This is a genomic window from Paenibacillus sp. J31R120 (assembly GCF_056269225.1).
Genome location: NZ_JBWDNN010000003.1, coordinates 616,334 through 643,228 on the forward strand (window position 1 = coordinate 616,334; position 26,895 = coordinate 643,228).

The following is a 26,895-nucleotide window of genomic DNA, read 5'->3' on the forward strand; positions in this document are numbered from 1 at the left end:
AGCCTTCGGCACAGTCATTGCTTACGATACCCAAGCGAACAAGAAACCTCCGGCACTGCCGCCCGATGCGGCAGTGCCGGAGGTTTCTTCATGCTGCGTGTTTATTCACTGGCGCTGTTCTTCTTCGCCTTTGCGATGGACTGATTGATGTCCCCGGCAAGGCCGGACAACCCGGCATAATCCTCATGCTCGAACAGCTCATTAAATTTCATTTGGAACTGAGCCGCTTCGCGGATGCGATGATAGAAGTACAGGTCTTGAATGCCGTTCAGCACGCGCGAGACGACATTGGACTGCTCCTCGAACTCCGTCTGCGCATCAAGTATCTCCTTGCGGATGCTTGTCATCTCGGTATCCAGCTGGAAGGCGGCTTCTGCCGCTTTCTTAAGCCGGATGCGAACTTCGTCAGGCAAGCTTTCCTTGAATTTATAATGAAGGGAATGCTCGATCGTCGCCCAGAAATTCATCGCGAGTGTCCGTATCTGGATTTCCGCCAGTACGTCCATCGAACCCAGCGCAGTTTGCACCGGGTACTTCACGATCATATGGTAGCTTCGATATCCGCTATCCTTAAAGTTTGTAATATAATCCTTCTCATATACAAGCTGAAGGTCCTTGCGGTTGCGGATCAATTCCGCCACGCGCCGAATATCATCGACGAACTGGCACATAATTCGAATGCCCGCTATATCTTCAATCCCCGTATCCAGCTGATCCGAGGCGACACCCAGCCGCCTTGCTTTCTCCAAGATGCTTGATACGCGCTTCACCCGTCCCGTCACGAATTCGATCGGGGCATAAGCTTCCCTTAGCTTCAGCTCCATGCGCATCGTCTTGAATTTAACTTTCAGTTCCTCTACTGCTTGTTCGTAAGGCTGTAAAAATAGACTCCAGTCTCGTCCGTCCATCCGGCCGCCTCCTGTTTCTAACGATGATCTGCGCCCACTGCTTCGGCAATATGACGGTAGCCGTCCTTGCGCAAACATTCTTTCAGTCCGCTTGTCAGCTCGCGCAACACGCCCGGACCCTTATAGATTAATGCTGTATAAATCTCTACCAACGAAGCTCCTGCGCGAATTTTATCGTATGCGTCCTGCGCAGTAAAAATGCCGCCGGAACCAATAATGGGCAGCTTCCCATCTGTCTGGCGATAGACGGACCGGATGACTTCCGTGGAGCGCTCCTTTAGCGGCAAGCCGCTAAGGCCGCCCGATTCCTTCGCGTTAGCATGAGCCAGCCCTTCACGGGACAACGTCGTATTCGTAGCGATTATGCCTGATACATGGCTCTCCATGATCGTCGCTACGGTATGTTCCAGTTGGTCCTCCGACATGTCCGGCGCGATCTTGACGAGTACGCTCTTCGGCTTCTGTCTGCGCGCTCCCGCCTGCGCCGACACCTCGTCCATAACGGCAGCGAGCAGCTTCTTCAGCTCGTCCCCGTGCTGCAAATCTCGCAAGCCCTGCGTATTCGGCGAACTGATGTTCACCACAAAGAAGTCGCCATAATCATAGAGTGCACGAATACAAGCTTGATAGTCCTCATGCGCAAGCTCGTTCGGCGTCACCTTGTTTTTACCGATATTGACGGCGATGGGAACGCGGTGGATTTTGCGTTTCGCCAGCGATGCCGCCATTGCCGCCGCGCCTTCATTGTTAAAGCCCATCCGATTAACCAAAGCTTCATCCGGCGGAAGCCGGAACAGCCGCGGCAGCTCATTGCCGGATTGTCCTTTGGGCGTCACTGTGCCTACCTCAGCAAAGCCGAAGCCGATGCTGGAGAATCCGTCCGGCGCCTTGCCGTTCTTGTCCAGTCCGGCTGCAAGCCCGATCGGATGAGGGAATTGCAGCCCGAACAGCTCAGTTCTCAGCTCAGGAGACTCCGATACGCCATACATGGCGTTCATAATGCCGGTCATGCCGGGAATCTTGCTCCCTGCAGCCATGCCGTCAATAACTAGATGATGGGCCTTCTCCGGGTCCATTTTGAAAAAAATGGGTTTAAGAATCGATGAATAAAGCAAAGCTTTCACTCCGTTCCGCTATGTATGCTCTAACGAACAGTTTATCCCTTTTAGAGCAAAAAGAAAAGAGCTCGCGCAAGGAGGCGCAAGCTTCAATTGGCCAAGTTGTATTGCGGCTTTGGACGAAAACGATTACAATATATGCATATGATAAGACACAGAAATCAGATATAGAAAGGTTGATTTGAAAATGGGCGCACCCAAAAGAAAGCCAGCCACATTGAAAGCAAAACCGAAGGAGGAAGTGAACAAGAAGGCGTTGGTCTGGATCGCCTGCATCGTAGGAGTCGTAGTCGTTGCCATCGCCGCACTTCTTATTCTCACTTCGTAAGCTTTGTTTACGTCAACCATTGATACACCTTGGCGGGATTGGTCTCGTTCTGCTGCGGCTCCAGCTTGAATCTTTCTGCTGGCGGCTTCGCATCTGACGGGAGCGTCCCGTTTTTAATTTTCACCGCTGTTCCAAGAGGCACCATGTCGAACAGCTCCTCAACGTCGGCTGTCTTCATTCGTATGCAGCCAAGCGACTCGTCCTTGCCAATGCTGTCCGGTTCATCCGTTCCATGGATGGCGTACAGCGTCCCCGACAATGTCATGCCTCTGCTGCCGAACATGCCGTCATCCGTACCATTGGGATCTCTTACTTTCTCACTGATGTAGAAATTCCCCTCCGGCGTCCTCTCGCCTCCAAGCCCCACCTCGTAACTGCGAACGACCATCTTGTCCTGTACGACGGCAAGCCGGTAGTTGGAGACGTCGATCACAATTTCCAGCGGCTTGCTCCAATCTTGCTGATAGATGCCGTTAGTGCCGATAGCGTTGCCTGGCTGAGCCTCTTTATTGCTGGAGCCTTGCCCGTCACTGCCCTGCTCAGCCTTTCCATTAGATGTCTGCTTATCCTTTAGTTTCGCCAGAACATAAGGGAACCATTCCTTCATGCCTTCGCCTTCTCCAGACAATACATTATGCGGATAAGGCCGGATCAGGTCGTCAAGCTTCTGCGGCCACTTCCCGTACAGGCGGTAATACTGATGAATGCCGCTAGCCAGCGTCCAGTGCATTTCTTGCTCCTCGCGCCATTTCGCGAACAGCTTTTTGACACCGCTAGTATCTCCCGGCTCGCATACGCATGAATCGCGGTCCAGCATGGATAATGCAGCGCGGTTGCCGCTTGCTTCCTTGGTTGAGGACAAGAGGAAGCGGGAATGGCCGTTCCATTGTCTCCAGCCCTCCTTCTCTTCCAGACGTACCGCCAGCGACTGCTTTGGAGCCGCTCCGCCGGCAGCCACAATAGCGTTCATGGCATAACCGATCGGTTTGCCCTCCTTCTGAGGCACGAATACGACGCCTAGACCTGGCGCGTTCTTATCTGCCGGAGCGGGCGCAGTATCCTGAGGCTCCTTATGCCAGAAAGGATTAAGCGGCAGCAGCAAGGCAATCAATAACAGCGGAATGGCTGCCAATACGATTTTCCAAACCAGCCTCTTTTTCTTCTGCTGCTTGTTCCATTCCTTCAGCTCCTCCAGCTGCTGCTCCGCCAGCGGATGCGTCTCCTGCTCGAAAGCTTCATATATATCGCCTGCCTGAATGAAGCAATAGTTCGCTTTGCTTTCCTTGCCCGCTTGCAAATAATGTTTCCCGAGCAAGTACCATCCCATCTTGTTGTCGGGATGCTGTTTTACGAATTGCTTCAGATAGATAATGTCCTCCAGCTTTTCCATCTATAATCCCTCCGCCTGCTCTTCTCTATCAAGTATATCGGCAGGGGATGCGAAATCATCGATATCAATCTTCCGGTAAGGTGGAAAACGCATCAAAAAAGCCCCCTCGATCCGTCCACGCGGTCTTGAGGGAGCTTGTTGTTAACTTATGATGGCTATATCATTAGCCCGGAGCGTTGAACGGCTCGTCGGCGATTTTGATGGAATCCGTCGGACAACCGTCGCATGCATCTTGCAGGTCGTCGTACATATCTTCAGGAATTTCAGTGTTTCCTGTGTTCCCGTCATTCTGGAAGATGACTTCCGCAATCCCCTCGTCATCGTAATCATAAATATCCGGTGCAGTCGCTCCGCACGCTCCGCACGCGATGCAAGTATCTTTCTCTACCCATGTAAATTTAGCCATGGTCTACATTCCCTCCTTATAATATACGGAATAAATCCGTTCGCTTTCTGTGTGTATGATGCCTTAAAGCGTGGTTCCTCACTCATCAATATATAACAAAGTATCGTCTTTTTGCAAGGACGTGCCCCGAATTCGCTTGTTTCGGATCAGGGTCGACGGATCGTCACCCAGCATGCCCGCAGTCAATACTGCGTCCTCGCCGAATCTGTCGCGAAGAGCGTCCATCGCCTTGGTCAAAGCCTCCTTCCGGGGCTGTTCCTCATAGCTGAACAAATCCAGTTGAACGGCCGTTTCATCTGCCGGAGCCAGGTTCTGCAGCGTGACACCCAGCAGGCGGATCGGGTCTCCAAGCTTCCAATGCCGCTGGAACAGCTTGCGGGCTTCCTTGTTGATCTCCTCCGTCGATTGCGTAGGAGCGCTTATCGTATGGGACCTTGTAATGGTGGACATGTCGGGACGGCGAATGGTAATTTGAACGGTAGAGGCTACTAGCTTCTGGCGTCTAAGCCTTCGGGCCGTCTGATCCGAAAGATTAAGCAGCACGCGAAAAACATCATCCTGCTCCGTCAGATCGCTCGGCAGCGTTGTTGTATGCCCGATGGACTTGCTTTGCTCGCGATTGGGGTTAACAATGGAATGATCGATCCCGTGAGCGGCAGACTTCATCCAGGCGCCCATAACGCCAAATTGCTTGATCAGCAGCGCTTCCTCCGTATTCGCCAGCTGACCGATCGTCTGAATATTCATCTTCGACAGCTTGTCGGCTGTCTTGCCTCCTATGCCGAACAGGGTGCCGCATGGCTTATCCCACAGCATATTCGGGACATCGCGCAAGCGCAGAACGGTCAGTCCCATCGGCTTCTTCATATCCGATGCCATCTTGGCAAGCAGCTTATTAGGCGCAAGCCCGATGGAGCAAGGCAATTGCCATTCCGACCTGATCCGGCTTTGAAGGGATTCCGCGATTTCCATAGGCGTTCCAAGCAGCTTGGAGCCCGTAATATCCATATAACACTCATCAATCGATACTGGCTCTACGAGCGGCGTGAACTGCCGGGCAATACTCATGAACCCGTGAGAATACTTTCGGTATAGATTGAAGTCCGGCTTGATCAGCAGGAGCTCCGGGCATATGCGCATTGCCTGCTTGACGGCCATTCCCGTCTTGATGCCCTTCTTCCTGGCGGCATAGGAGCAGGTTACGATAATTCCTTTGCGCTGCTCCACGCTGCCGGATACAGCAGTAGGCTTATCCTTATAATATTCCGGCTCTTCCGCTTCATGCACAGAACAATAAAACGCGTTCATATCCAAGTGGATAATGACCCGCCCATTGACCGGATAGTGATCCTTCACATCGCTCATGGCTCTCTACCTCACCTATAAGTGCGTGTTCAAAAAGTCCGGTTTTCAGCACCGAGAAGATGGGATGAAGCCAGGAAATAAGGAGCGTAGTGGAAGCCACTTGAGCACCGTAAGTTCCGGCTGAATGCCATATTCGATGTCGAGTAGACTTCCTGATCCCCTTCGTGATCAAAAATGGACTTTTTGAACTACCTCTAAAAAAGAAAAATGCGTATATCCGTTCCCCTTTCCTCCAGCATATAATTGATATAGAGGTAAGTCAATGCGAAGAACTCCGTGAAAAAAATAACTTTCCCCCTCTACTTTAAATAGATAAAGTGTTATAATAATAAATTATGATTTGTATTGGCTATCAGTGAAGGAGGCGTCATCAGAAATGTCCGCTAACATCTCGATCTTTGACACGACGCTGCGTGACGGAACGCAAGGAGAAGGCATCAGCCTGTCCGCAGACGACAAATTGAAAATTGCCCTAAAGCTAGACGCGCTGGGCGTTCAGTATATTGAAGGCGGGAATCCGGGAAGCAACAGCAAGGATATCGAGTTTTTTCAACGCGTAAAGTCGCTGAACCTGAATGCGCGCATTACCGCTTTCGGCAGCACGCGCCGCAAACATTCGGCTGCAGAGCAGGATGCCAGCTTGCTGCGTATTGTGGAGTCAGGCGTGCCTGCTGCGACGCTGGTCGGCAAGGCATGGGATTTTCACGTGCATACGGCCCTGCAGACGACGCTTGAAGAGAATCTTGCGATGATCTACGATTCCTTCGCGTTCCTGAAGCGGAACGGCATGGAAGCCATGTATGATGCGGAGCATTTCTTCGACGGCTACAAGCATAATCCGGAATATGCACTGGCGGCTCTGCGCAAAGCGCAGGATGCAGGAGCGGACTGGCTCGTGTTGTGCGATACTAATGGCGGTACACTGCCGAGCGAGATTCATGAGATCGTCTCGCGTGTCAGATCGGAGCTTACAGCCTCGATCGGCATCCATACCCATAATGATTGCGAGCTTGCGGTTGCGAATACACTCTCCGCCGTACAAGCGGGCGCACGTCAGGTACAGGGTACCATCAACGGTTATGGCGAGCGCTGCGGCAATGCCAACCTTTGCTCCATCATTCCGAATTTGCAGATCAAGATGGGCTATAACTGCCTTCCGGAAGAGAAGCTGCGCACACTGACAAATACGGCGCGCTATGTAAGTGAGATCGCCAATGTCCATATGCCTGTCGGCCAGGCTTATGTCGGCAATGCGGCATTCGCACACAAGGGCGGCATCCATGTATCGGCGATTATGAAGGACTCCAAAACCTACGAGCATATCCAGCCTGAGCTGGTTGGCAACAAGCAGCGCATTCTTGTATCGGAGCTCGCCGGTCAAAGTAACATCATCTCCAAAGCCCACGAGCTTGGCCTTGATGTGAATACAAACAATGACAAGACAAAGCAAATCATCGACCAGATCAAAGAACTGGAGCATCAAGGTTACCAATTCGAAGGCGCAGACGCGTCGCTTGAGCTTCTGCTACGCGAAGCCTTCACGGATATGAAGGAAATCTTTACGGTCGAATCGTTCAAAATGCATATGGAAAAGTCCAACGGCGTCATGATCTCCGAGGCGATCGTCAAGATCAACGTGGACGGCCAGCAAGTCTACACGGCAGCCGAAGGCAACGGTCCTGTCAATGCGCTCGACAATGCGCTGCGCAAGGCGCTTGTACAGTTTTACCCGAAAATCGAGCAGATCCATCTGTCCGATTATAAGGTGCGCGTCATTGATGAGAAGGACGCAACGGCGGCCAAGGTACGGGTGTTGGTGGAATCGACGGGACTGGACAATACATGGAGTACGGTGGGCGTCTCCAGCAATGTCATTGAAGCCAGCTGGGAAGCACTGCTCGGCAGTATCCGCTATGCGCTGCTAAGCATGGACAAAGTCGGTCACGGATTGCCAGGTACCCACGAACGGTTAGGCTTAGTCAATCATTAAGCAAGCAAAAAAGCTGTCTCCCGGATGCCTTGCGGCAACCGTAGAGACAGCTTTTTTATATCCATTTCTGAATAAGGCGCTCCCATTCCTCGTACGTAATGACGCCATTGATCCGCTCACGGATGACGCCGTCTGCATCAATCAGGAAGCTTGTCGGGAACGTCGTTACTTTATATTGCTTCGTCACATCACCGGGACGATCCATCAGAATCGGGAACGTAAAGTCATGGTCGTCCACAAACTTACGAGCTGCGCGCTCCTTGTCATACTTGGTGGCGTTCACCCCATACAGAATCATCCGATCCCCGTAATTCTCATGAAGCTTCTGCAAGTCAGGAGCCTCCAATTCGCAAGGTCCGCACCATGACGCCCAGAAGTTAACAAAGATGAGCTTGTCGTTTTTGCCGCCGATCTCAATGGCCTTATCTTCCAGATCAGGCAGCTCGAACGCTTCGGCCACGAAGCCCGCTTTAGGCTTGAAATCGGGAGATGACGAGGCTTCCGATGCATCATCCTGATTATATTGATAAACGGCCAAGCCCGCGAAAAATATAGCGATAATCATTAATGCTGCAACTTTTCTCATGTGGCATCCCTTCGCTTCCAATTCATTCATTGTACACAATTGCCTCCATCGTATCATGCGTCGTATGGAAGCTCAATACAGGGGGCAAATTAGCCATAAAACCGTCACCATTCCTGATTCAACCGGAGGTTAACTATGGCTAGGTCCAAATGGCTGCAATACGCGGCTTTCGCCAGCGTACCGCTTGTGCTCGTGCTTGGCAATTCCATGCTTGTCCCTATCCTGCCGGATATGGCCAAAGCAATGAATATCAGCGAGCTGCAATCCAGCCTCGTTATTACACTATTTTCGGTATCTGCAGGGCTGTTCATACCTATCATCGGTTATTTGTCTGATCGAATGAAGCGCAAGACGGTCATCCTTCCCGCGCTAGCCGTCTACGGTGCTGCCGGCATACTCGCCGGATTTGGAGCGGTGTGGCATTCCTACCCGACACTTGTCGTCGCAAGGATCATCCAGGGCATGGCCGCGGCAGGCACTGCTCCGATCGCTATGGCGCTTGTTGGCGACCTGTATAAGGATGGCGAGGAAAGCGAAGCGCTTGGACTGATCGAAGCTTCGAACGGCTTCGGCAAAGTAATCAGTCCCATTCTCGGCTCACTTCTTGGCCTCTGGTCATGGTATGCTCCATTCTTCGCATTCCCGATCTTCTGCGCCGCTGCCTTTGCCGCTGTGCTATGGCTCATTCAGGAGCCCGATCATAAAGGAAAGAACGTTCCGCTTGGGGAGTATTTGCAAGGGATGGCCAAGATTTTCCGAAACAATGGCAAATGGCTCATTACGGCTTATTTGGCAGGATCGCTCGGCCTCTTTATCCTGTTCGGCATGCTGTTCTATCTGTCCGACATGATGGAGAAGCCGCCTTTATCCATTGATGGGGTAGCCAAAGGCGGCGTGCTGGCCATTCCATTGCTGGGGCTGGTCATCACCGCATACACAACAGGTCGAGTGATCAAAAAAAATAAAGAGCTGATGCGCAAATTAATGCTAATCGGATTATCCGTCGTCACGGTTTCATTAATAGCCGCTTCCATATGGCATGCCGCATTCATCGCGCTGATCAGCTTCATTACGCTTAGCAGTGTCGGTACGGGGCTGCTGCTTCCTTGTCTTAATACGCTGATTACAGGAGCTGTAGACCAGTCTCATCGCGGCATGGTGACCTCCTTGTACAATAGCTTGCGCTTCCTAGGCGTTGCCGCCGGTCCGCCTCTATTAAGCTGGGCTGCCGACCGATCTGTGACTTGGCTGTTCATCTCCCTTACCATACTAAGCGCTATCGTCCTGTTCGGCGTTGCCCGATTTGTTCGACCCGGCCAACCACAAGCAAAGACCTCTTCTTCACGGTAAGCTCCTCCATCGGTATAATACAATAGAAGAAATCCATGTGACGAATCATTGTAGAACCGAGGTGTTAAGATGTCAAAGCTAACGTATCCTGATGCCAAAATCACGGTCGATGCTTATGAACAGCTGTTGGCGGTATGCGCACGCTCCTATCCCCATGAAGCATGCGGTGTGCTTGCGCGCAGCGAAACTTCCGAATCGATCGACATTGTCTTGCCGATTCAGAACGTTCATAAGCAGCCTGAGGTTTCCTTCGCCTTCCATCCCGCCGAGTGGACCCATACGTTTTTTGGCATACAAAAAAACCGACAGCAGCTTGTCGGTTTCTTTCATTCCCATCCTCATTCATTAGCGCTGCCGTCCATTCACGACTATGCCGGCTTTACATCTCATGCAGGCATAACGTATTGGATCGTCTCCTTGCAGGAGACGGGCAGTCCCGTAACCCAGCCTTACCGGATGCGGGGCGGCAGGTTCATGCCGATTCCGTTAGTGCTTGCTTAAATAAGCGTACATATCGCCTAGCGTTACAATATTCCGCTCGACAATGCGCCGCAGATAGACATGCCATAGCTGGGCGGTCATGAGTGAATCCTCCAGAGCATGATGCCTTTCCGTAATGGGAATGCCATGCTTCATCAGCAGGTCGTCCAGGCTGTAGTTTTCCAGGCCGGGCTCCAGCCACTTGGCGATCATCATCGTATCCAGCACGCGATGATTCAAATTCACTTTGGACGTCCGCCACAGTGCCGCATTCAGAAACTGCTTGTCATGCCCGGATGCATGCGCGACAAGCAGCCTCCGTCCGACAAAAGCCATAAAGTCATGCAGCACCTCCATCAGATCAGGCGCCTCTTGTACCATTTCGTTCGTAATGCCTGTCAGCTCTACGATCGCTTTCGGAATTAGCCGCTTTGGGTTGACCAGACTATAGAAGGTTTCTCCCTCTGCCATTTCTCCTCCGCGCACGACAACAGCGCCGAAAGAAATAATTTCGTCGCCGTTGTTCGGATTAAAGCCCGTCGTCTCCAGATCAAATACAACAATCTCAAGCTCTCTTAGCGGAATGTCGAGCATGGATTGCTTGCGCTGCTCCCGATTCACATTACGAATAAAGGCCATTTGCTGCGCATTCGGCGAGCCGAGCATCGATGCGATGGCAGGCGTAACGCCTCCCATCTTATATAAGCTCCACATTCGGCCAACGCCTCTTTGTTCTTTCATCTATATGCACCGCCTTACTCTTACATAAGCCTGCCCATTGTCCCTTTGTACACCGCTTTTTGCAATCTCTTGCCTTGCCTTAGACTGCTCTTAAGCTCATCTATCATCTCCCTGGACAATTCGCCCCTTGGCAGCTTGCCGTTATTGGCGTATAACCCGTTCTCCATTTGTTCGGTTGTCATGAGACGAAGCCTGAGAATGAATCGGAAGGCTTGTTCATAGCTCTGGCCGTCTTCACTAGACAGTTCCCCCTCCTCCACCAGCCTCCGAATACGCTCCAGCGTGGATGTCTCTCTAAGATTCGCTTGAATCGCAAGCAGCCGGATGGAATTTACCATAGGGATATAAGCGCCGTACTTGATATCCAGGCTCCCCGCATCCTCGCCGTAACGCTCCTTCAGCAATTGACCGAAGATCCCCACGAGCACCTTGTGCCGCATCGTGTTTTCGGTCATTCTCCGAATAATGACGGGATGATTAAGCGTATCGGTATAGAACATGTCTTTCAGCGCATCCACCAAAGCCGGATCTCCGTACACGCAGCGGCCATCTGCAATAATGAGCAAATACCGTACCACTTCCCATTCCGGCTCCTTGAACCAGCCGTTCAGCTTCTCTCCCCACTCACTAAGCGAATGGCACCATTCCGGATTATCGCTCAGCACCCTCCCTTCGCAAGGAGGATAGCCGACAGCTATTAAGTTTTTGACAATTAGCGAGCATAGTTCCCCAAAATACTGCTTGATCGCTTCTCTATTCGTATTGGAATCCTGATATACGACACCGCTGTCCTGATCGCTGGACAATGTCTGTTCCTTCCGTCCACCGCTGCCGAACAATAGATATGCGTAAGGCACGGGGGGAGACCCTTTCCCCATCCGTGCCATGTCCGCTTCCGAGATTGCAATCGCTCTGTGTATGATGGCATCATGCAACTCGTTCAACTGTTCATTCAATTGTTCTACCGGCCGCGATGGGAGAAGAGCTTCCATCTGCTCGTGCAATTGATCGCGTAAGCAGCGAAGACCGTCAATTCGATCTGCGGAAGCTATCTTCTTGGCGTACTGCGATCGCATCGGATCACTCATGCGCCGCCCTCCCCTTCGGTCAGTCCGCTAGTCCTGTTAGCTTAGCCTTGCATACCTTGACCCGGTTTTTTCAGTTGCTCAGGATAACCATAAGCGCCATGCTCGCTCAGGTCAAGACCGATAATTTCTTGCTCCTCAGTTACACGGAAGCCCATGATCTTTTTCATAACACCCAGCACGATGAAGGAAGTGACGAGTACGAAAGCGCCCGCAAATACGACGGATTCCAACTGTACCCACAGCTGCTTCCAGCTGCCCGTGTCGATCAGGCCGCCTGTGCCGACGCCTACCTTATCAGCTAGCTCTTGCGTTGCAAAGATACCGTTCGCAAGCGTACCCCAGATACCAGCCATACCGTGAACCGACAGTGCATAGATTGGATCGTCGACTTTCAGTTTTTCAAACATTTTCACGCTGTAGAAGACGAGAACACCGGATACCAGACCAATTACGACTGCAGCCCAAGGATCAACGAACGCACAGGATGCCGTGATGGCAACCAGACCGCCAAGCGTACCGTTCAGCATCGCCGTAATGTCAGCTTTGCCTGTCACAGCCCAGGAAATCAGAAGCGCTGCGACGCCGCCTGCGCCTGCGCCGAGCATGGTAGTGAATGCTACGTAAGTAAAGAACCCGTCACCGATAGCAACTGTAGAGCCCGCATTGAAGCCAAACCAGCCTACCCACAGAAGGAGTACGGAAAGAGCCGTAAACACTTGATTATGACCCAAAATCTCATTCGCCGAACCGTCTTTGTTGAACTTGCCGATACGAGGCTTCAGAAGTACCGTAGCCACAAAAGCTGCTACTGCACCAGACAAGTGAACGACCGTGGAGCCGGCAAAGTCTTGGGCGCCGTGATCAGCCAGCCAGCCGCCGCCCCAGATCCAGTGTGCGACTACAGGGTAAATTATAGCGATGTAGAAGAGCGTAAATACGATGTATGAGGATAGTTTGGCGCGTTCTGCGAAGCCGCCCCATGCGATGGATAGGGAGATAGCTGCAAACGCTAGCTGGAACAGGAAGAATACGGCGCTAGGGAAACCTTCCGTAGCCGGATCACCGGAAGTGCCAGGATTGACGAAGAAATCGCCCCAACCGATAAATTTGCTAATAGCGCTCTCGGCATTCGCTCCCCCGAAGGCTATCCCGTAGCCAACCGCCCAATAGATCAGGGCCGCAAGGCCTACCGTAAATATGGTTTTGCCGGCAACATGGCCAGCATTCTTCATACGAGTGGAGCCGGCTTCCAGAAGAATGAATCCGCCTTGCATCAATAATACGAGAATAAATGCAAGCATGACCCACAGGGAGTTCAATCCCATGTCAAGCATTGCACCGGACGGATCCGCTGCGAATGCGACAACCGGGAATACGATTGTCATTAATCCTAACGCGAGAAAAGTCTTCTTTACCAATACGACCACTCCTTTAATGTTATGTTACCTAACACATTACGAAAGACTTATTGTCATTATAGTCAGAACAGCTTATTTTGACAATATGCATTTTCGATTTTTGCAAAAAAAATCTAACGTTCGGCAGAAAACCTGACACGAACGTTAGCCTTTTCTCATAAAACATCTATATAATAGAGGAAACACTTCTCTATCCTTCGCGTTTACGCCCCTTTTTCGGCTAATTGGACAAGGATAAACCCCTTCCCTTTCTAACTGCATGTTGTTCACATGTCAGACGTTTGACTGTATGGTTGCTAAAGGATTATCATTAACTATAATGAAGAACGATCAAAGGCGGTGATAGAATGGATGCTATCCAATTGTATCGGATCGGAGAATTGTCCAGACTTGCCAAGGTCAGCGCAAGAACAATCGATTATTATACCTCGATGGGACTTTTAGAACCTGCAAAACGATCCGACAAAAACTACAGATTATATTCTCACGAAACTTTGCAGCGTCTCGAACGTATTGAGGATATGAAAAAGGACAAATATACGTTAGATGAGATTAAAGCCAGTCTGGATAGCTGGGGCAGGGTTACGCCAGAGGAGCAAATCTCCCTTAAGCTGACGGAGATCCAACAGCATTTGACGAAGCTGGAGCGCGAGGTGAAGGAGCTCGAGCCCGTCATCAAGCAGCTTAAGCCCCGTCAGGCGCATCGTTTTTACTCGACACTCACGCCGCAGACAGCTGCGTGTATCGAAGCTCTGATGCTACTCATGAACAAGAGCTCGCTCATGTAACGATGTCCTACACCATAAGTTGGAGGAATGAAATGATGATCATCCTGATAATTGCAGCCTTCGCTTTGACGATCTGGGCACAATTCCGCGTCAAGGGAACCTTCAAAAAGTGGGCGCAAGTACCGGCGAACAGCGGCCTTACCGGCTATCAAGCCGCCAGAAGGATGCTGGACAACAACGGTCTGCACGATGTGCCGATCGAACCGGTTCAAGGCGCGTTGACCGACCATTACGATCCGATCCACCGCGTTGTGCGGTTGTCGGAACCCGTATATTACGAGAACTCCATCTCGGCTATCTCGGTCGCCTGCCACGAGGTCGGACACGCTATTCAGCATTCCGTGTCTTATCCGTTCCTGGTTGCCCGTCACAAAATTTTCCCTGTCGTGAACTTCGCTTCCGGCGTAGCGCCATTTTTGCTTCTTGCCGGATTCTTGTTTGGCCAATTCAATCTGATCGGCCTCGGAATTATCTTCTTCTCCGTAGCCGTCGCCTTCCAGCTCATTACGCTGCCAGTTGAATTCAACGCAAGCAACAGAGCGCGTGATCTGATGGTTGCCGAAGGCTTCATTACGAACGACGAAGAACGCGGCGTAGCCAAAGTATTGAATTCCGCTGCGCTGACTTATGTAGCGGCTGCCCTCCTCTCTTTGCTGGAGCTCATCCGTTACGTCCTGATCTTTACCCAAAACCGCGATTAACCTTCACCAAATAGAAAGAGCCCTCTGACGGCCTGTATGCCATCAGAGGGCTCTTCTGCTTACACCCCTTAATTTCCCCCTGTCGATTGCTAATCACGCTTGAAATACCGCAGCAGAAATCCGTGGAACAGCTTTGCTACCAGCGGCAGCTTCTCATTGCTCCGATGGACCAAGCCGATCGTCCTCGTAACGGCAGGCTTCGAGATGCGAACCTTGGCCGGCTGCAGAAGGCCGGATTGATGCAGCGCCAGCTCAGGCAGCAGACTCACTCCCATACCGGCTGCAACCAGTCCCCTGATCGTATCCGTCTCCTCGCCCTCGAAACCGATCTTAGGCTCGAATCCGGCCTCCAGACACGCCTCCCAGACGATAGGCCTAAGTGAATAGCCCTCGCCGAATATTACGAACGTCTCGTCCTTCAGCTGAGCCAGCTCGATCTCTTCTTCGTCCGACAACGAATGGCCGGGCGGCAGAATCGCATACAGTTCTTCTGTCAGCAGCACCTCGCCGCATACCTGTTCATTCTCCTTCGGATACGGGGAGATAAACGCAAGATCGATTTCCCCCTTAACGAGATCACGAATAAGCGAAGGGTACATCCCTTGCTTGAACCGAAACTTCACATTCGGGTGGAGCTTGCGGAACGCTGCAACCACTTGCGGAATAAGCGTATTGCCAAGACTATGCGGGAATCCGAGCCTGATCTCACCCTTCTCCGGATCCAGAAACTCATGAACCTCGATAACGGCCCGCTCCAGATCGGACAATATCACTTCGGCTCTCTTCAGAAACAGCGCACCCGCCGGCGTCAATTGCAGATTTCTCCCCTTCTGAACAAACAGCTTGACGCCAAGCTCCTCCTCCAGCTGGTGGATCTGGCGGCTGACTGCCGACTGGGCCACATGAAGCTCTTCAGCAGCTTGCGTAACATGTTCCTTCCGTGCGACCTTAACAAAATAATAAAGCTGTCGAAGTTCCATATGCTTTCGATTCTCTCCCGTAATCAACCTTTATGTTGATCTTAATTATTCGCCATTTATTGGACAAGCGTCTTTCATTGCGATTATAATGATCACGTATCGCATAATCCATTCCAAGGAGGAAGTATAACATGACACAACCACAAGAACGCACAGGCGTTGCCACGTTCAAGGGCAACCCGCTTACATTGATTGGACCTGAACTGAAAGTAGGAGACAAAGCTCCGGACTTCTCCCTTAACAAATCCCTGGTGGAAACTGTTAGCCTGAGCGACTATGCAGGCAAAGTCAAATTGATTTCCGTTGTTCCGTCCATTGACACAGGCGTATGCGACGCTCAAACCCGCCGTTTCAACGAAGCTGCAGCCGCTCTGGGCGACAATGTCGTCGTTCTGACCGTGAGCGTAGACCTTCCGTTCGCACAAGCGCGCTGGTGCGGCGCAGCAGGCGTAGACAAAGTCGTCATGCTGTCCGACTACAAGAACAAGAACTTCGGTGAAGCATACGGCGTCTTTATTAAAGAGTTTGCCTTAGACATGCGCTCCATCTTCGTCATCGACGGCGACAACACGATCCGTTACGTCGAATACTTACCTGAGATGACTGAGCATCCCAACTACGAGCAAGCGATCGAAGCTGCCAAAGCTCTGGTGTAACATAGAATCGCCAGCCGATGCATTCCATCGGCTGACTGCAAACAAAGCGAGTGAAGGACAACCCTTCCTCGCTTTGTTTATGTATTAGCTATTTACCTTAAAAGCTCCAAGCTTCTTGTCCAAAACACGATAGATTTCCAATATGACGCGATAGTTGGAGCCGAGATCCCCCAAGGAGCCACGGGAAGCGGAATAGACATCAACCGCAGATGTTAGCGGATTCACGCTGATGACTGAAACGGTAATGTCCATCGTACGACCGAACACTGTACGTTTCTCCATCACAATCTCTCCGACGGATTGCACTTCATGTAATACCTTGTAGCCTTGCATCTTCTTCAGAGTAGATAACACTTCTTCCCACGCCTTGTCCTTCGAAAGCTTGTAGAAGTGCGATTTCAGCAATGGATCCTTCGCTTTGTCGCCTGTCTGTTCATGACTGCGCAGCAGCCCGATTAAGGTCCGCTTCAACAACAAGAATCTCCCCCTCTAGCGTCTATATACATTACTTCTAATCATACCATGTTTTCACACACGAAAAAAGAGCTTTCATCGGATTTAACCGACTAATCGCTCTTCATTGTCATAAAAAACCCGCATATGCCGTCCGACCCGCATGTTTCTGAACCCGCTCTCGCAGGTGGGTGTCCGCAGCAATGCTTTTGAGATCCCCTTTTGAGGGCGTGTCAGCTGCAAAGCAATGTAGGTCTCCCGTGAAACAGCCATTGGTTCAAAACAACGAAGAGCCGTTACGAACATCGCAGGATGTATAGCTATTATAGACCTAACTTCATTAAAAGTAAACGCCGATGCCCAATTAATTATTTGGTATTATTGGGATTGTCCTTGAGCAGTTCTTCACGGTTCAGCTCTGCCGCCTCTTCCGCCGCTTCTTCCTCGGACTGCTTCAACTTCTCCGCTTGCTCCTGCAGCTTAATATAGATCAGATTAAAGTTCCAGAATGCGATAAACGCGACTATACTGCCCATAAAGAACGGAATCAGGAAAGTCAGGTGGAACAAGCTGATGTAAATAACGAGGCCGCACATCATAACCGTCGATAAGGAGCGAATCGGCTTGCCAATCGTAATCAGTATCGCATTTTTAACCAATTGAAACGTTTTCATGTGGTAATGCACGAGCATTGAGAAATAATTGAATAAGGAAGCAAAGAGCAAGGCCAGGAATGCCAGGAAAATATAGGACGCAATGGCCATCTGGTCTCTGTAGAAGAAATAGTTGACGACCATCAATACGATCAGAATCGTGTAAATGAACCCGCCTATCATGCTTTGTTTGTAGTTCTCTTTGTAGCCTCGGAAATACGTTTTGAATAACGCGACATCAGCCTCTCCCGTCACCCACTTGCGTGCGACTGTGAACATAGCAGCCGTTGCCGGGAACAATGTGAATGGCGCCACGATACAGGTTAATATGATTGGCAGCATCAGATAAGGCAGCACGCCATTTTCCGTAAGCATTTCTTCCGTAATCCCTTGCGGATATACAAAAACAAACGAAAAAACTAAAAACACAAACGGCAGCGAACAAATAATCCACAATAGATTAATGACCGCCAACCTCATGATCCATTCGGAGATTCGGTAGAATCCCCCCATAAGTCCTCTTGGTTCCATCAGTTCTGCCTCCACAGTAAGTGAGTGTCTTGCCGTTGCTGACCAGGGTCATTGGACCGCCCAAATTTGAAGGTGCTAGGCCCCCGTCTAATCCACTTGGACGTATTTGCATAGGATATTAGTGTTAACCCATTCAGATGATTAAAAGGAGGTTGCTACAATGGGCAACGTTGGTCCTGGTTATGCAGGTGGCTATGGCGGTTTTAATTCCGTAGGTGCCATTCTCGTCTTATTTATCCTTTTGGTTATCATCTCCAAAACAATCCTATGCTACTAAGCACTAAGCCGAGATAAAAAGAACGGGGAAGTCCGGGATGCCCGCAAGGCATCACGGACTTCCCCCGCTTTTTGTCGCGTATTAGTTGTCCTCGGACGAGCTCTTCGGACGACGGTAGTCACTGCGGCCTTCGCTGCTGCGCTTGCTGTAGCTGCTGCTGCCACCGTTGTATCCGCCGCTGCTGCGATTCTCGCCGCCACGGTATCCGCCGCCGCTGCCACTGCCGCGTCTGTCATCGCGTCCGCGGTATCCGCCGCCACCGCTACCGCTGCTGCGGTTGCCGCCATAAGAGCTTCCGCCGCTGCGGTTGAATGGACGACCGTTGGAACGGATATCCGGTCTGCGTTTTTTCGCGCGAAGCGGCTCTTCTGGAGTCAGTTCGATCTCGATGTTCTTCTTCTCGCCTGTAAGCAACTTAATCGTTGCTGCAAGCAGATGAACGGAATCGTATTGTTCCAGCAATTGAATCGCAATCGCTTTGTACTCGTTGAACTCTTCGTTCTGTACCACTTCAAGCACGCGCTCTGCTGTCACGCGCTGCTTGCCTTCGATCGCTTCAGCCAAGCTAGGCAGAGGCTTGCGGTTCATGCGTTGGCGCGTAATGCGCTCGATGAAATGCAGGTGATCGATCTCGCGAGGCGTTACGAACGACCAAGCTGTACCCTCTTTGCCTGCGCGTCCTGTACGTCCGATACGGTGAACGTAGCTCTCCGGATCTTGCGGCAAGTCAAAGTTGATTACGTGCGTTACGCCCGATACGTCGAGGCCGCGGGCCGCAACGTCTGTCGCAACAAGCACGTCAATGCTTCCGTCGCGGAACTTGCGCATGACATTGTCACGCTGATTCTGCGACAGGTCGCCATGAAGGCCGTCAGCCGAATAGCCGCGCTTCTGAAGCGCTTCGCTCAGCTCGTCTACACGACGCTTCGTACGTCCGAAGATGATCGCAAGCTCTGGAGATTCCATATCCAGCAAGCGGCTGAGTGCTTCGAACTTCTGGCGCTCATGCACTTCAATGTACGATTGCTCAATTGAAGGTGCTGTTATTTGTTTCGGGATTACCGATACATGCTCAGGGTCCTTCAGGAATTGCTGAGCAAGCTTCTGAATGTTGACCGGCATTGTAGCCGAGAACAGCATCGTTTGACGCTCATCAGGAACCAACTTCAGAATGGACTGGATGTCCTCCATAAAGCCCATGTCCAGCATCTCATCCGCTTCGTCGAGAACGACTGTCTGAACGTCTTCCAGACGAATCGTCTTGCGGTTGATGTGGTCAAGCAAACGACCTGGCGTACCAATAATAATTTGCGGGCGTTTCTTCAGCGCGCGAATCTGACGGCCGATCTCTTGGCCACCATAGATTGGCAGCGAGCGCAAGCCTTTGTATCGAGTAAGCTTCCCGATCTCCTCTGCCACCTGAATAGCGAGTTCACGGGTCGGCGTCATAATCAATGCGACAATGCGATCCTCGCTTGTCGGAATTTTGTTAATTAGCGGGATTCCGAACGCCGCTGTTTTTCCCGTACCGGTCTGGGCTTGGCCAATTAAATCTCTGCCTGTCATAGCCACTGGGATGGATTGAGACTGAATCGGTGTCGATTCCTCAAATCCAAGTTCCGTAATTGCTTGCAACACTTTAGGTTCCAAGCCAAATTCAGCAAATGTTTTCAAACTCTTCTCATACTCCTTCTATCTACAGCCTTCTTAAGAATATCCAAACCATTATAGCACAACTTAGAAGATGAATACCAGCCAACGTTGGAAAGCCATACTAATGCAACTACAATTACGGTTTGGAGCGATTGGATTGAATCATTACAAACAGCGCTACTTGCTGGCCTTGCCCATGATGACCCTCGGCTCTCTGCTCGTAGCGACAGGCTTCAATTTGTTTCTCATTCCCCACCAGTTATTAAGCGGCGGTCTATCTGGCATATCCATGATGATCGGCTACATAACGGGCGGAAATATCGGCTGGCTGTATCTGGTGCTGAATTTGCCCGTCTTGATCTGGGGATGGTTCGCGCTGGGCAGACGCTTCGTCTTGTGGAGCATGTATTCCGTCGCCTTGGCTACCTTGTTCCTGCAGCTTATCCCGGTGACTCAAGTTGCCGACGATATTCTGCTTGGCGCTGTATTCGGCGGGATAATTGTCGGCTTCGGAAGCGGGCTGGCTCTCCGGTACGGCGGTTCCTCAGGCGGCTTCGACATTGTTGCTTCGATTGTCACCCGAAGGCGCGATCTGCCCATCGGCATGATCATTTTTTTGCTCAACGGACTGGTCATTGTCATCCTCATCTTGTTTTTGGGGGATTGGGACCTTGCCCTGTACTCGTTGTTCGCCATCTTTACCGCCGGCAAAGTGATCGATCTCATTCACGTCAAGCACTTGAAGGTAACCGCCTTTATCGTCACTACCAAGACCGAAGAAATATTGGCCAAGCTGCTCCCCCACCCGCGGGGCATTACGATCATGCGAACACGCGGAGCTTATTCGTCCAGCGACAAGGATATGCTGATGACCGTTCGAACCAAATTCGAGCTTGCCGAGCTGTGCAAAACCATAACTACGATCGATCCGCACGCATTCATCAACATTGTGGAGACCGCAGGTGTGGTCGGCGACTTTAGAAGGCATGAGTCCAGATGATCTACGCAAGTATGGATTTTCCAGCGATAACTATGTTTTTGAAAATGTTCCTGTTATAATGGTAATATCCCGCAGCTTATCGCGGGCATTCGATTAACAGCATCTTTTTTCGCTGGTCGAAGGCCCCTCAGTTTCATGCCATAGGTTTTCCCCTTGTCGCTTTCTAGTTCATCACAATTAGGATGAAAGGGTGAGGCTAAGATGGATATGGAAACGGTCAAATTGTCACGGATTGTAGAAAGACTTGCCCCGGAGCTCAGTCCTTTTCTTACTTCCCGCGAGCTGGACCTCACAATCGTGCTTAGGGATGGTCTGGAAGTGCTGGAACCCGCTGACGCTATGGAAATTGTGCAGCACAGCATATGCAATGGGCAGAAGCAGACTTTGTTACAATGACAGTTTAGTTCGGGAAGTACGTTTTGAACCCGCAAGCCAGCCGACTCCTGTCTCGGCTGGCTTTTTGTTCGCTTCCGCAACAAAAAAAGTTTACAATCCGTCCGTAAGTGGTAAAAAAGGGGGATGACCGGGACAACTTCTGTGGCTTATACTTTGGTATGAACCGCCTCATCAGATCAGACCGCAAGGAGAGAGCATAATGGACATAATCGTAACGGCCTTCATGTTATTGTATAGTTTGCTGACAGGATCAGGTGATGACAGCGCCAATGTTCAGAAGCTTGCCGTAGCTTATCTTAATGCCGCGGCAGGAGAAACGATCGTGCAACCGGATTCTTCCGGCTTGCCGGGCGGGAAGCCAAGCAATCCGAATGGCGCCATCGTCAAGAAGGACCCGCAGCCGGATACACCGCCGATCAAAGGCATTTACGTAACCTCGCATAGCGCCGGCGGCTCGCGAATGGAGTCCCTATTGAAGCTGGTCGACGAGACCGATCTGAACAGTATGGTTATTGATATCAAAGACGACAACGGCTATATTACGTACCCGACAACAACGCCAGAGCTTCTCGAAGTCGGCACTGCCAAAAAATTTATCGGCAATATCGAAGAATTGATGACCACACTGAAGACGCATGATATCTATCCGATCGCTCGAATCGTTGTCTTTAAGGATACCGTCCTGTCCGTCAAGCGCCCTGATTTATCCTTCCTGCAGCCTGACGGCACGATCTGGAAGAACGGCCGGGGCGAGAGCTTCGTCAATCCTTATCGTCAGGAAGTATGGGATTACAATATTGCGCTCGCCAAGGAAGCCGCCAAGCTTGGCTTCAAGGAAATCCAATTTGACTACGTCAGATTCCCGGAAGGTTTTGAGAATAGAGCGGATACGCTCTCGTTCAACAAAACGGAACTATCTCGCGTTGATGCCGTGGCCGGTTTCGTGAAATACGCGCGCGAGCAGCTAGAGCCTCTTGGGGTACGCATCTCCATCGATATATTCGGATATGCGGCTTCCGTACCGTCCGCAGAGGGTATCGGCCAGGATTTCGTGAAAATCTCGAACGACGTCCATGTTATCTCGCCAATGATCTATCCGAGCCATTACAGCACCGGATGGTTCAAGCAGAAGGCGCCCGATCTCAGTCCTTACGAAACGATAAAAGGCGCGATGGACGATACGCACGAGAAATTGAAGGAAACCGGTGAGCTGAAGCCGATTATCCGGCCTTGGATACAGGACTTCACGGCAAGCTGGCTGGGCAAAGGCAACTATAAGAAATACGGCAAAGCCGAAGTCGAGGCCCAGATCAAGGCGCTCCACGACTCCGGAGTCACCGAATACTTGCTTTGGAATGCGGGCAACAAATATTCGCCAGGAGTCGATTACAAGTAGACGGATAGGCACAACAATAAGGCGCTCCCGATTGATGATCAATCGGGAGCGCCTTTTGTTATGACTATAGCGAGTATAGCCATACTGGTCTGCTTCTATTACTGCGAGAGGCGAAGCGCCAGATCGTACATATTCATATCGAAAGGTTTCTTCGTGTTTACAACTTCCTCGATGTCTGTCATAACAAGCTCGCCCTTCACAACTCCGCAAGATTTGCCGGAGTTGCCTTCAATCAGCTGTCTCACGGCGAAGTCGCCTAATCTGCTTGCCAAGATTCGGTCAGCAGCCGTCGGCGTGCCTCCGCGCTGAATATGGCCAAGCACCGTTACTCTTGCTTCGATGCCGCTAATTTCGGTAATTTTTTGCGATACTTCCTCGCCCTTAGCCGCACCTTCCGCTACAACGATGATGCTGTGGCGCTTGCCGTTCGCGAAGTTAGTTTTCATACGCTCTGCCACTTCGTTCAGGTCAAATGGCACTTCCGGCACAAGAATCGTCTCAGCACCGCTGGCAAGTCCCGCGTAGAGAGCGATATCGCCGCAATGGCGGCCCATTACTTCTACGATCGAAGACCGCTCATGAGAAGACATCGTATCGCGGATTTTGTTGATCGCATCCACAACGATACTCACTGCAGTATCAAAGCCGATCGTAACATCTGTGAACGGGATATCATTGTCGATCGTGCCTGGCAAAGCCATCGTCTTGATGCCCAGCTTGCTGAGTTTGTTTGCGCCATGGTAGGAACCATCGCCGCCAATCACAACCAGACCTTCAATCCCGCGCGCACGCAAAATATCTGCGCCGCGCTGCTGGCCTTCCGATGTCATAAACTCCTTGCAGCGAGCAGTCTGAAGGATCGTACCGCCGCGCTGAATAATATCACCTACGCTGCGCAAATCCATCGGGCGCAAATCATCGTTCAGCAAGCCCTGATAGCCGCGCTGTACGCCGTATACCTCCAACCCGTGAAACAATGCGCTGCGAACGACAGCGCGAACGGCAGCGTTCATTCCTTGCGAGTCTCCCCCGCTCGTCAATACTGCGATCGATTTAACTGCAGTCATGATTAACTCCTCCACATTTACGTAGTATTAAGCTTGTTGCTTGCGAATCCACATGCTATTGATGAGGAAAAACAGCCGGGTAAGCGGACTGTTCTTCATAAGCTGCTTGGATACGTCCTTCACTTCCGTCTGGTTACGGACCTTCGGATCGGACAGGTAAAGCGCCAGCAGCCCTTCAATAATCAGTTGATGGAAGCGGGACCCGGGGAGCGACTTAACATCCTCCCTTGCCCTGCCTACAATAAGGCCGATTCGCTCGACCATGAGGCTTTTATCCTCGTAATAGTTGCAAAAGTTCAGATCGCCGCCTATGTGGTCTTCTTCTTGATCGATCAAATAATCAAGCATGATATGTAGACCGCATACATGCGGAAAATAAATATGCCGAATGCTCTCGGCGTCCTTCTCGGACAAGCGCTCCTCGCTTGCGGCGAGAAACAGCATAAACATGCCGAGCGTTGAACCGGTAGCCGCAGCAAATTCATTCCACTTAAGATGAGGATACTTATGCTGGTGGAGCTCCCACCAAGCAAGCAATTGAGGCTCGCGCAAATCCTTGCGGATATGCTTGTACACCTGCAAATCGCCGTACAATCCTACCAATTCCTCCACATGAACGCGCACATTCCCGTAGGAAGGCAGCTTCGACACTTGATTCTGACAGGTGCGAACCAAATGATGCAGATAACCTCCGTCATCCCGCTCTTCACGAAGTGCATAATAGTCCTTCAGCTGCGCATCCGGGTTGACGGCATCCAGCATCGATTGATGAAGCAGCCGAAAATCATCTGCGTCCAGAGATGTGCTGCGGTCGCACAGGTTGTCCAAATAATCGCTAATGGTCTGCAGCGCCACAATAAGCGGAATGAGCACATCGCGATATTCCAGATTCGCCGCCGCATACACGCCGCCGCCTTGGCAGTGGAATTTCTTGTCATGCATGCTGCTCAGCGCCTGCGTCCGCAGCTCTTCATTCGGTATGGCTTCGGCGAGCGCCTTCAGCTTGTCAAGTTCGGCTCCAACGCCGGGCAATACGTATTTATACACACGATGCATCAGCTTAATGGGACCTTTGGGCGCTCTTCCGCCCGATAAAGTCGTAAGTCTCACTTCGCACCCCCTTGCGAGAAAGTCAGTCATGAATGCCGGCGCGATTCCAATTCCTGATTCATCCGATACCATATCTGCAAATCGTTGATACGGCTTGCCTGTTCCGCAATCTCGTAGTTGAGCACGCATGAACGCTTGAAATCTTCTTCTTCGTTAAGCTCCGACTGCTTGCCGTTGATCGTACGCTCCAGTTCCATGATCAGATCCGGAATTCGTCCGCGGATCAACTCCCACCTCTCAATCAAATGGGATTGCTCATCTTCGCTGTACTGACCCCATTCCTTCTCTAGCGAAGGCAGGTGTATGCGAAGCCGGTCGTTCCACACAAAATTGTATCCCGCCATTGTAAACCTCCACTCATAAATGTACCATTTTGCAGGGTAATAATCCAGCCACAAATGGAAGGGTAACCATGCTATACTGAATGGTAAACGTTTTATAATCAGGGACGGAGTGAAACTGCTGCCATGAACACATCAGACACCGCTGCCAGCGGAATTTCCCCTACAGCCAAAAAAGAAACGCTTGCGCTGCGTGCATTCAGCTTCTCTACCTATTCGACCCAAGCGCTCATCATGTCCTTTATTCCATTATACTTTCTATCACAAGGATTCTCAGAGAGCCAGATTGGCATCATCTATTCATCCGGCCTGTTCGTATCGATTTTCGCCAATATTATTACCGGTCTTGCCAGCGACAAATTCCAGACGATCCGGAAAATCCTGATCGTGCTGCTATTCGGACAGCTTGCGATGATCTCGCTTCTGTTCCCTCTCGAAAACTTCGCTATGGTCTGCGTCGTCATGGCCGCCTTTTATTTCTTTCAGACACCAATGAACCCGTTAAGCGACAGTCTCATCCTGCTCTCCAGCCAGTATACGGGAACGCCTTACGCTTTGATTCGGATTTTTGGCTCACTGGGCTTCGCCCTTAGCGCTTACGGCTTTGGGCTGCTGTTTAAGGGCATCGGCTCGGAATGGACAATATTAGTAGCTCTATGCACCGTGTCTACCTCAATCGTGTTAAGTCTGTTTATCAAAGACTATCGCGGCAGTACGCGGAAAATCGAGTTTTCCGGCTTCTTCAAGCTGCTGCGTCAGCGCAATGTCATGCTGTTCTTTATGCTTATTTTGCTCGTATCGACTGCGCATCGCATGTACGAGAGCTTCCTGGCGGTCACGATGCGCCAGCTGGGCGCTAGCGACTCTCTCATTGGCCTTGCGCTGCTCATCTCGGCCTGCAGCGAGATTCCGATCTTGTTCCTGCTCGGCAAATACGGGCATAAATTCAAGGAGCTCCCGCTCCTGATCTTCGCATCGGTTATGTACGGAGTGCGCATGTGGCTCCTCAGCGAGATCGAGGATCCGCGCTGGATCGTCGCTACGCAGGCGATGCACAGCGTATCATTCGGCGTCTACTTCTCTACGGCGCTGCGCTATATCTCGCAGCTCATTCCGAACGAATTCCGCGCTTCCGGCCAGGCCGTCTACACGGTCATCTGGACCGGCGTCGCCGGCCTCATCAGCGGCGTGCTGGGCGGCCTTGTCTATGAGCAGTTTGGCCGCGTCGCGTTCTACCATATCGCGACAGGCGTCGCGACCGCCGCCGCAGTCGGCTTCCTGCTCTACTTCCTTAGCAAATACGGGAAGGAGTGAGTTTGGCGGGGGGCTTGGTTTGGTAGTAGTCGTGTACCCGTACAAACTCCTTAAAGTGAGACAGCTAATTGAAGATCCTAGTTACTAGTTAATATAGTTTGGACACTGAGTAGTAGTAACTCTTAGCACTGGCTTGCTTAGGAATAAGTCGGTTTGACCGACTTACTGCTCACTCGGGCGCGCTGTCTTCCTTTTAAGTCGATATGAACGACCTAATCCCTCGGAAACCCGCTTTGCCTTGCTTTTAGTCGGTTTGACCGACTTATTCTTGCCTTTTCGAGCGATGTCACCCTTTTAAGCCGATATGAACGACCTAATCCCTCGGAAACCCGCTTTGCCTTGCTTTTAGTCGGTTTGACCGACTTATTCTTGCCTTTTCGAGCGATGTCACCCTTTTAAGCCGATATGAAC

Annotated in this window: 28 protein-coding genes and 1 other RNA gene; 12 read left to right on the forward strand and 17 right to left on the reverse strand. The window is 51.2% G+C overall.

Translation table 11 applies throughout. The features are described 5' to 3' along the window. Positions 1 to 101: 101 nt before the first annotated feature. Together yjbM and AC0YNW_RS15425 are read right to left on the reverse strand one after the other, a co-directional pair. Positions 102 to 908 carry a GTP diphosphokinase gene (yjbM, locus tag AC0YNW_RS15420; protein WP_475832682.1) on the reverse strand — a complete coding sequence of 269 codons (807 nt, stop codon included), beginning with the start codon at positions 906 to 908 and terminating at the stop codon, positions 102 to 104. Positions 909 to 925: 17 nt separating this feature from the next. Next, positions 926 to 2,023, reverse strand: a complete 1,098-nt coding sequence (locus AC0YNW_RS15425; RefSeq protein WP_475832683.1) for a quinone-dependent dihydroorotate dehydrogenase — start codon at positions 2,021 to 2,023, stop codon at positions 926 to 928. Between the two features lie 190 nt (positions 2,024 to 2,213). On the opposite strand from AC0YNW_RS15425, the gene AC0YNW_RS15430 reads away from it, so the two are divergent. Beyond that, entirely contained in the window at positions 2,214 to 2,354 is a 141-nt protein-coding gene (locus AC0YNW_RS15430) for a hypothetical protein (protein ID WP_387474201.1), read from the forward strand. Between the two features lie 7 nt (positions 2,355 to 2,361). On the opposite strand, the gene AC0YNW_RS15435 is transcribed toward AC0YNW_RS15430, so the two are convergent. The 3 genes from AC0YNW_RS15435 to AC0YNW_RS15445 all read right to left on the reverse strand — a co-directional run bounded on the left by AC0YNW_RS15435 (position 2,362) and on the right by AC0YNW_RS15445 (position 5,515). Beyond that, positions 2,362 to 3,744 carry a L,D-transpeptidase gene (locus AC0YNW_RS15435; protein ID WP_475832684.1) on the reverse strand — a complete coding sequence of 461 codons (1,383 nt, stop codon included), beginning with the start codon at positions 3,742 to 3,744 and terminating at the stop codon, positions 2,362 to 2,364. Between the two features lie 163 nt (positions 3,745 to 3,907). Then, positions 3,908 to 4,150, reverse strand: a complete 243-nt coding sequence (locus AC0YNW_RS15440) for a ferredoxin (protein WP_119799274.1) — start codon at positions 4,148 to 4,150, stop codon at positions 3,908 to 3,910. Between the two features lie 78 nt (positions 4,151 to 4,228). Further along, a complete protein-coding gene (locus AC0YNW_RS15445; RefSeq protein ID WP_475832685.1) occupies positions 4,229 to 5,515 on the reverse strand; it encodes a DNA polymerase IV in 1,287 nt (428 codons plus the stop codon). A gap of 376 nt (positions 5,516 to 5,891) precedes the next feature. Between AC0YNW_RS15445 and cimA the strand changes: the two genes are divergently transcribed. Continuing rightward, a complete protein-coding gene (cimA, locus tag AC0YNW_RS15450; protein ID WP_387474208.1) occupies positions 5,892 to 7,505 on the forward strand; it encodes a citramalate synthase in 1,614 nt (537 codons plus the stop codon). Between the two features lie 55 nt (positions 7,506 to 7,560). Here the strand turns inward: cimA and AC0YNW_RS15455 are convergent, their stop codons facing one another. Further along, the gene (locus AC0YNW_RS15455; RefSeq protein ID WP_475832686.1) at positions 7,561 to 8,121 is read right to left on the reverse strand and encodes a TlpA family protein disulfide reductase; all 561 of its coding nucleotides are present in this window, start codon (positions 8,119 to 8,121) and stop codon (positions 7,561 to 7,563) included. A 105-nt stretch (positions 8,122 to 8,226) separates the two neighbouring features. On the opposite strand from AC0YNW_RS15455, the gene AC0YNW_RS15460 reads away from it, so the two are divergent. Next, on the forward strand, positions 8,227 to 9,441 hold the full coding sequence (locus AC0YNW_RS15460; protein ID WP_475832687.1) for an MFS transporter: 1,215 nt from the start codon (positions 8,227 to 8,229) through the stop codon (positions 9,439 to 9,441). A 69-nt stretch (positions 9,442 to 9,510) separates the two neighbouring features. After that, complete coding sequence (locus AC0YNW_RS15465; RefSeq protein ID WP_475832688.1) at positions 9,511 to 9,942, forward strand: M67 family metallopeptidase; 432 nt, start codon at positions 9,511 to 9,513, stop codon at positions 9,940 to 9,942. Here the strand turns inward: AC0YNW_RS15465 and AC0YNW_RS15470 are convergent. Genes AC0YNW_RS15470 through AC0YNW_RS15480 form a run of 3 tightly spaced genes read right to left on the reverse strand, consistent with a single transcriptional unit; the run spans position 9,928 to position 13,168 of the window. Beyond that, entirely contained in the window at positions 9,928 to 10,662 is a 735-nt protein-coding gene (locus AC0YNW_RS15470; protein WP_475832689.1) for an exonuclease domain-containing protein, read from the reverse strand. The genes AC0YNW_RS15465 and AC0YNW_RS15470 overlap by 15 nt on opposite strands. A gap of 20 nt (positions 10,663 to 10,682) precedes the next feature. Beyond that, positions 10,683 to 11,750, reverse strand: a complete 1,068-nt coding sequence (locus tag AC0YNW_RS15475) for a DUF294 nucleotidyltransferase-like domain-containing protein (RefSeq protein ID WP_475832690.1) — start codon at positions 11,748 to 11,750, stop codon at positions 10,683 to 10,685. A gap of 41 nt (positions 11,751 to 11,791) precedes the next feature. Continuing rightward, positions 11,792 to 13,168, reverse strand: coding sequence for an ammonium transporter (locus AC0YNW_RS15480; protein WP_387474220.1), 1,377 nt, complete (start codon positions 13,166 to 13,168; stop codon positions 11,792 to 11,794). A 347-nt stretch (positions 13,169 to 13,515) separates the two neighbouring features. On the opposite strand from AC0YNW_RS15480, the gene AC0YNW_RS15485 reads away from it, so the two are divergent. Together AC0YNW_RS15485 and AC0YNW_RS15490 are read left to right on the forward strand one after the other, a co-directional pair. Continuing rightward, positions 13,516 to 13,956, forward strand: a complete 441-nt coding sequence (locus tag AC0YNW_RS15485) for a MerR family transcriptional regulator (RefSeq protein ID WP_387474222.1) — start codon at positions 13,516 to 13,518, stop codon at positions 13,954 to 13,956. A gap of 32 nt (positions 13,957 to 13,988) precedes the next feature. Continuing rightward, a complete protein-coding gene (locus tag AC0YNW_RS15490; protein WP_387474224.1) occupies positions 13,989 to 14,657 on the forward strand; it encodes a zinc metallopeptidase in 669 nt (222 codons plus the stop codon). An 89-nt stretch (positions 14,658 to 14,746) separates the two neighbouring features. Here the strand turns inward: AC0YNW_RS15490 and gltC are convergent, their stop codons facing one another. After that, positions 14,747 to 15,637, reverse strand: coding sequence for a glutamate biosynthesis transcriptional regulator GltC (gltC, locus tag AC0YNW_RS15495; protein ID WP_387474226.1), 891 nt, complete (start codon positions 15,635 to 15,637; stop codon positions 14,747 to 14,749). Positions 15,638 to 15,768: 131 nt separating this feature from the next. On the opposite strand from gltC, the gene tpx reads away from it, so the two are divergent. Beyond that, the gene (gene tpx / locus AC0YNW_RS15500; RefSeq protein WP_387474228.1) at positions 15,769 to 16,293 is read left to right on the forward strand and encodes a thiol peroxidase; all 525 of its coding nucleotides are present in this window, start codon (positions 15,769 to 15,771) and stop codon (positions 16,291 to 16,293) included. Between the two features lie 84 nt (positions 16,294 to 16,377). Here tpx and AC0YNW_RS15505 read toward each other — a convergent pair whose 3' ends face one another. The 3 genes from AC0YNW_RS15505 to AC0YNW_RS15515 all read right to left on the reverse strand — a co-directional run bounded on the left by AC0YNW_RS15505 (position 16,378) and on the right by AC0YNW_RS15515 (position 17,930). Next, entirely contained in the window at positions 16,378 to 16,767 is a 390-nt protein-coding gene (locus AC0YNW_RS15505; protein WP_387474290.1) for a DUF1499 domain-containing protein, read from the reverse strand. A gap of 113 nt (positions 16,768 to 16,880) precedes the next feature. Beyond that, positions 16,881 to 17,063: non-coding RNA, 6S RNA (ssrS, locus tag AC0YNW_RS15510), on the reverse strand. Between the two features lie 51 nt (positions 17,064 to 17,114). After that, positions 17,115 to 17,930, reverse strand: coding sequence for a YesL family protein (locus tag AC0YNW_RS15515; protein ID WP_387474230.1), 816 nt, complete (start codon positions 17,928 to 17,930; stop codon positions 17,115 to 17,117). 160 nt (positions 17,931 to 18,090) lie between these two features. Between AC0YNW_RS15515 and AC0YNW_RS15520 the strand changes: the two genes are divergently transcribed. After that, complete coding sequence (locus AC0YNW_RS15520; protein WP_387474232.1) at positions 18,091 to 18,207, forward strand: YjcZ family sporulation protein; 117 nt, start codon at positions 18,091 to 18,093, stop codon at positions 18,205 to 18,207. An 81-nt stretch (positions 18,208 to 18,288) separates the two neighbouring features. Here the strand turns inward: AC0YNW_RS15520 and cshA are convergent, their stop codons facing one another. Continuing rightward, positions 18,289 to 19,881 carry a degradosome RNA helicase CshA gene (cshA, locus tag AC0YNW_RS15525; RefSeq protein WP_475832691.1) on the reverse strand — a complete coding sequence of 531 codons (1,593 nt, stop codon included), beginning with the start codon at positions 19,879 to 19,881 and terminating at the stop codon, positions 18,289 to 18,291. Between the two features lie 175 nt (positions 19,882 to 20,056). Here cshA and AC0YNW_RS15530 point away from each other — a divergent pair, with 175 nt between their 5' ends. The 3 genes from AC0YNW_RS15530 (at position 20,057) to AC0YNW_RS15540 (ending at position 22,652) form a co-directional block, all read left to right on the forward strand. Further along, positions 20,057 to 20,860 carry a YitT family protein gene (locus AC0YNW_RS15530; RefSeq protein WP_475832705.1) on the forward strand — a complete coding sequence of 268 codons (804 nt, stop codon included), beginning with the start codon at positions 20,057 to 20,059 and terminating at the stop codon, positions 20,858 to 20,860. A gap of 201 nt (positions 20,861 to 21,061) precedes the next feature. Then, positions 21,062 to 21,256 (forward strand): hypothetical protein, encoded by a 195-nt coding sequence (locus tag AC0YNW_RS15535; protein WP_387474235.1) that lies wholly within the window; start codon positions 21,062 to 21,064, stop codon positions 21,254 to 21,256. Between the two features lie 199 nt (positions 21,257 to 21,455). Then, a complete protein-coding gene (locus AC0YNW_RS15540) occupies positions 21,456 to 22,652 on the forward strand; it encodes a putative glycoside hydrolase (RefSeq protein WP_387474237.1) in 1,197 nt (398 codons plus the stop codon). A gap of 98 nt (positions 22,653 to 22,750) precedes the next feature. Here the strand turns inward: AC0YNW_RS15540 and pfkA are convergent, their stop codons facing one another. The 3 genes from pfkA to AC0YNW_RS15555 all read right to left on the reverse strand — a co-directional run bounded on the left by pfkA (position 22,751) and on the right by AC0YNW_RS15555 (position 25,173). Then, positions 22,751 to 23,719, reverse strand: coding sequence for a 6-phosphofructokinase (gene pfkA, locus AC0YNW_RS15545; protein ID WP_387474239.1), 969 nt, complete (start codon positions 23,717 to 23,719; stop codon positions 22,751 to 22,753). 27 nt (positions 23,720 to 23,746) lie between these two features. Then, positions 23,747 to 24,775 (reverse strand): tetraprenyl-beta-curcumene synthase family protein, encoded by a 1,029-nt coding sequence (locus AC0YNW_RS15550; protein ID WP_475832706.1) that lies wholly within the window; start codon positions 24,773 to 24,775, stop codon positions 23,747 to 23,749. Positions 24,776 to 24,855: 80 nt separating this feature from the next. Beyond that, positions 24,856 to 25,173, reverse strand: coding sequence for a hypothetical protein (locus tag AC0YNW_RS15555; RefSeq protein WP_387474241.1), 318 nt, complete (start codon positions 25,171 to 25,173; stop codon positions 24,856 to 24,858). Positions 25,174 to 25,296: 123 nt separating this feature from the next. On the opposite strand from AC0YNW_RS15555, the gene AC0YNW_RS15560 reads away from it, so the two are divergent. Then, a complete protein-coding gene (locus AC0YNW_RS15560; protein WP_387474243.1) occupies positions 25,297 to 26,484 on the forward strand; it encodes an MFS transporter in 1,188 nt (395 codons plus the stop codon). Positions 26,485 to 26,895 lie beyond the last annotated feature (411 nt).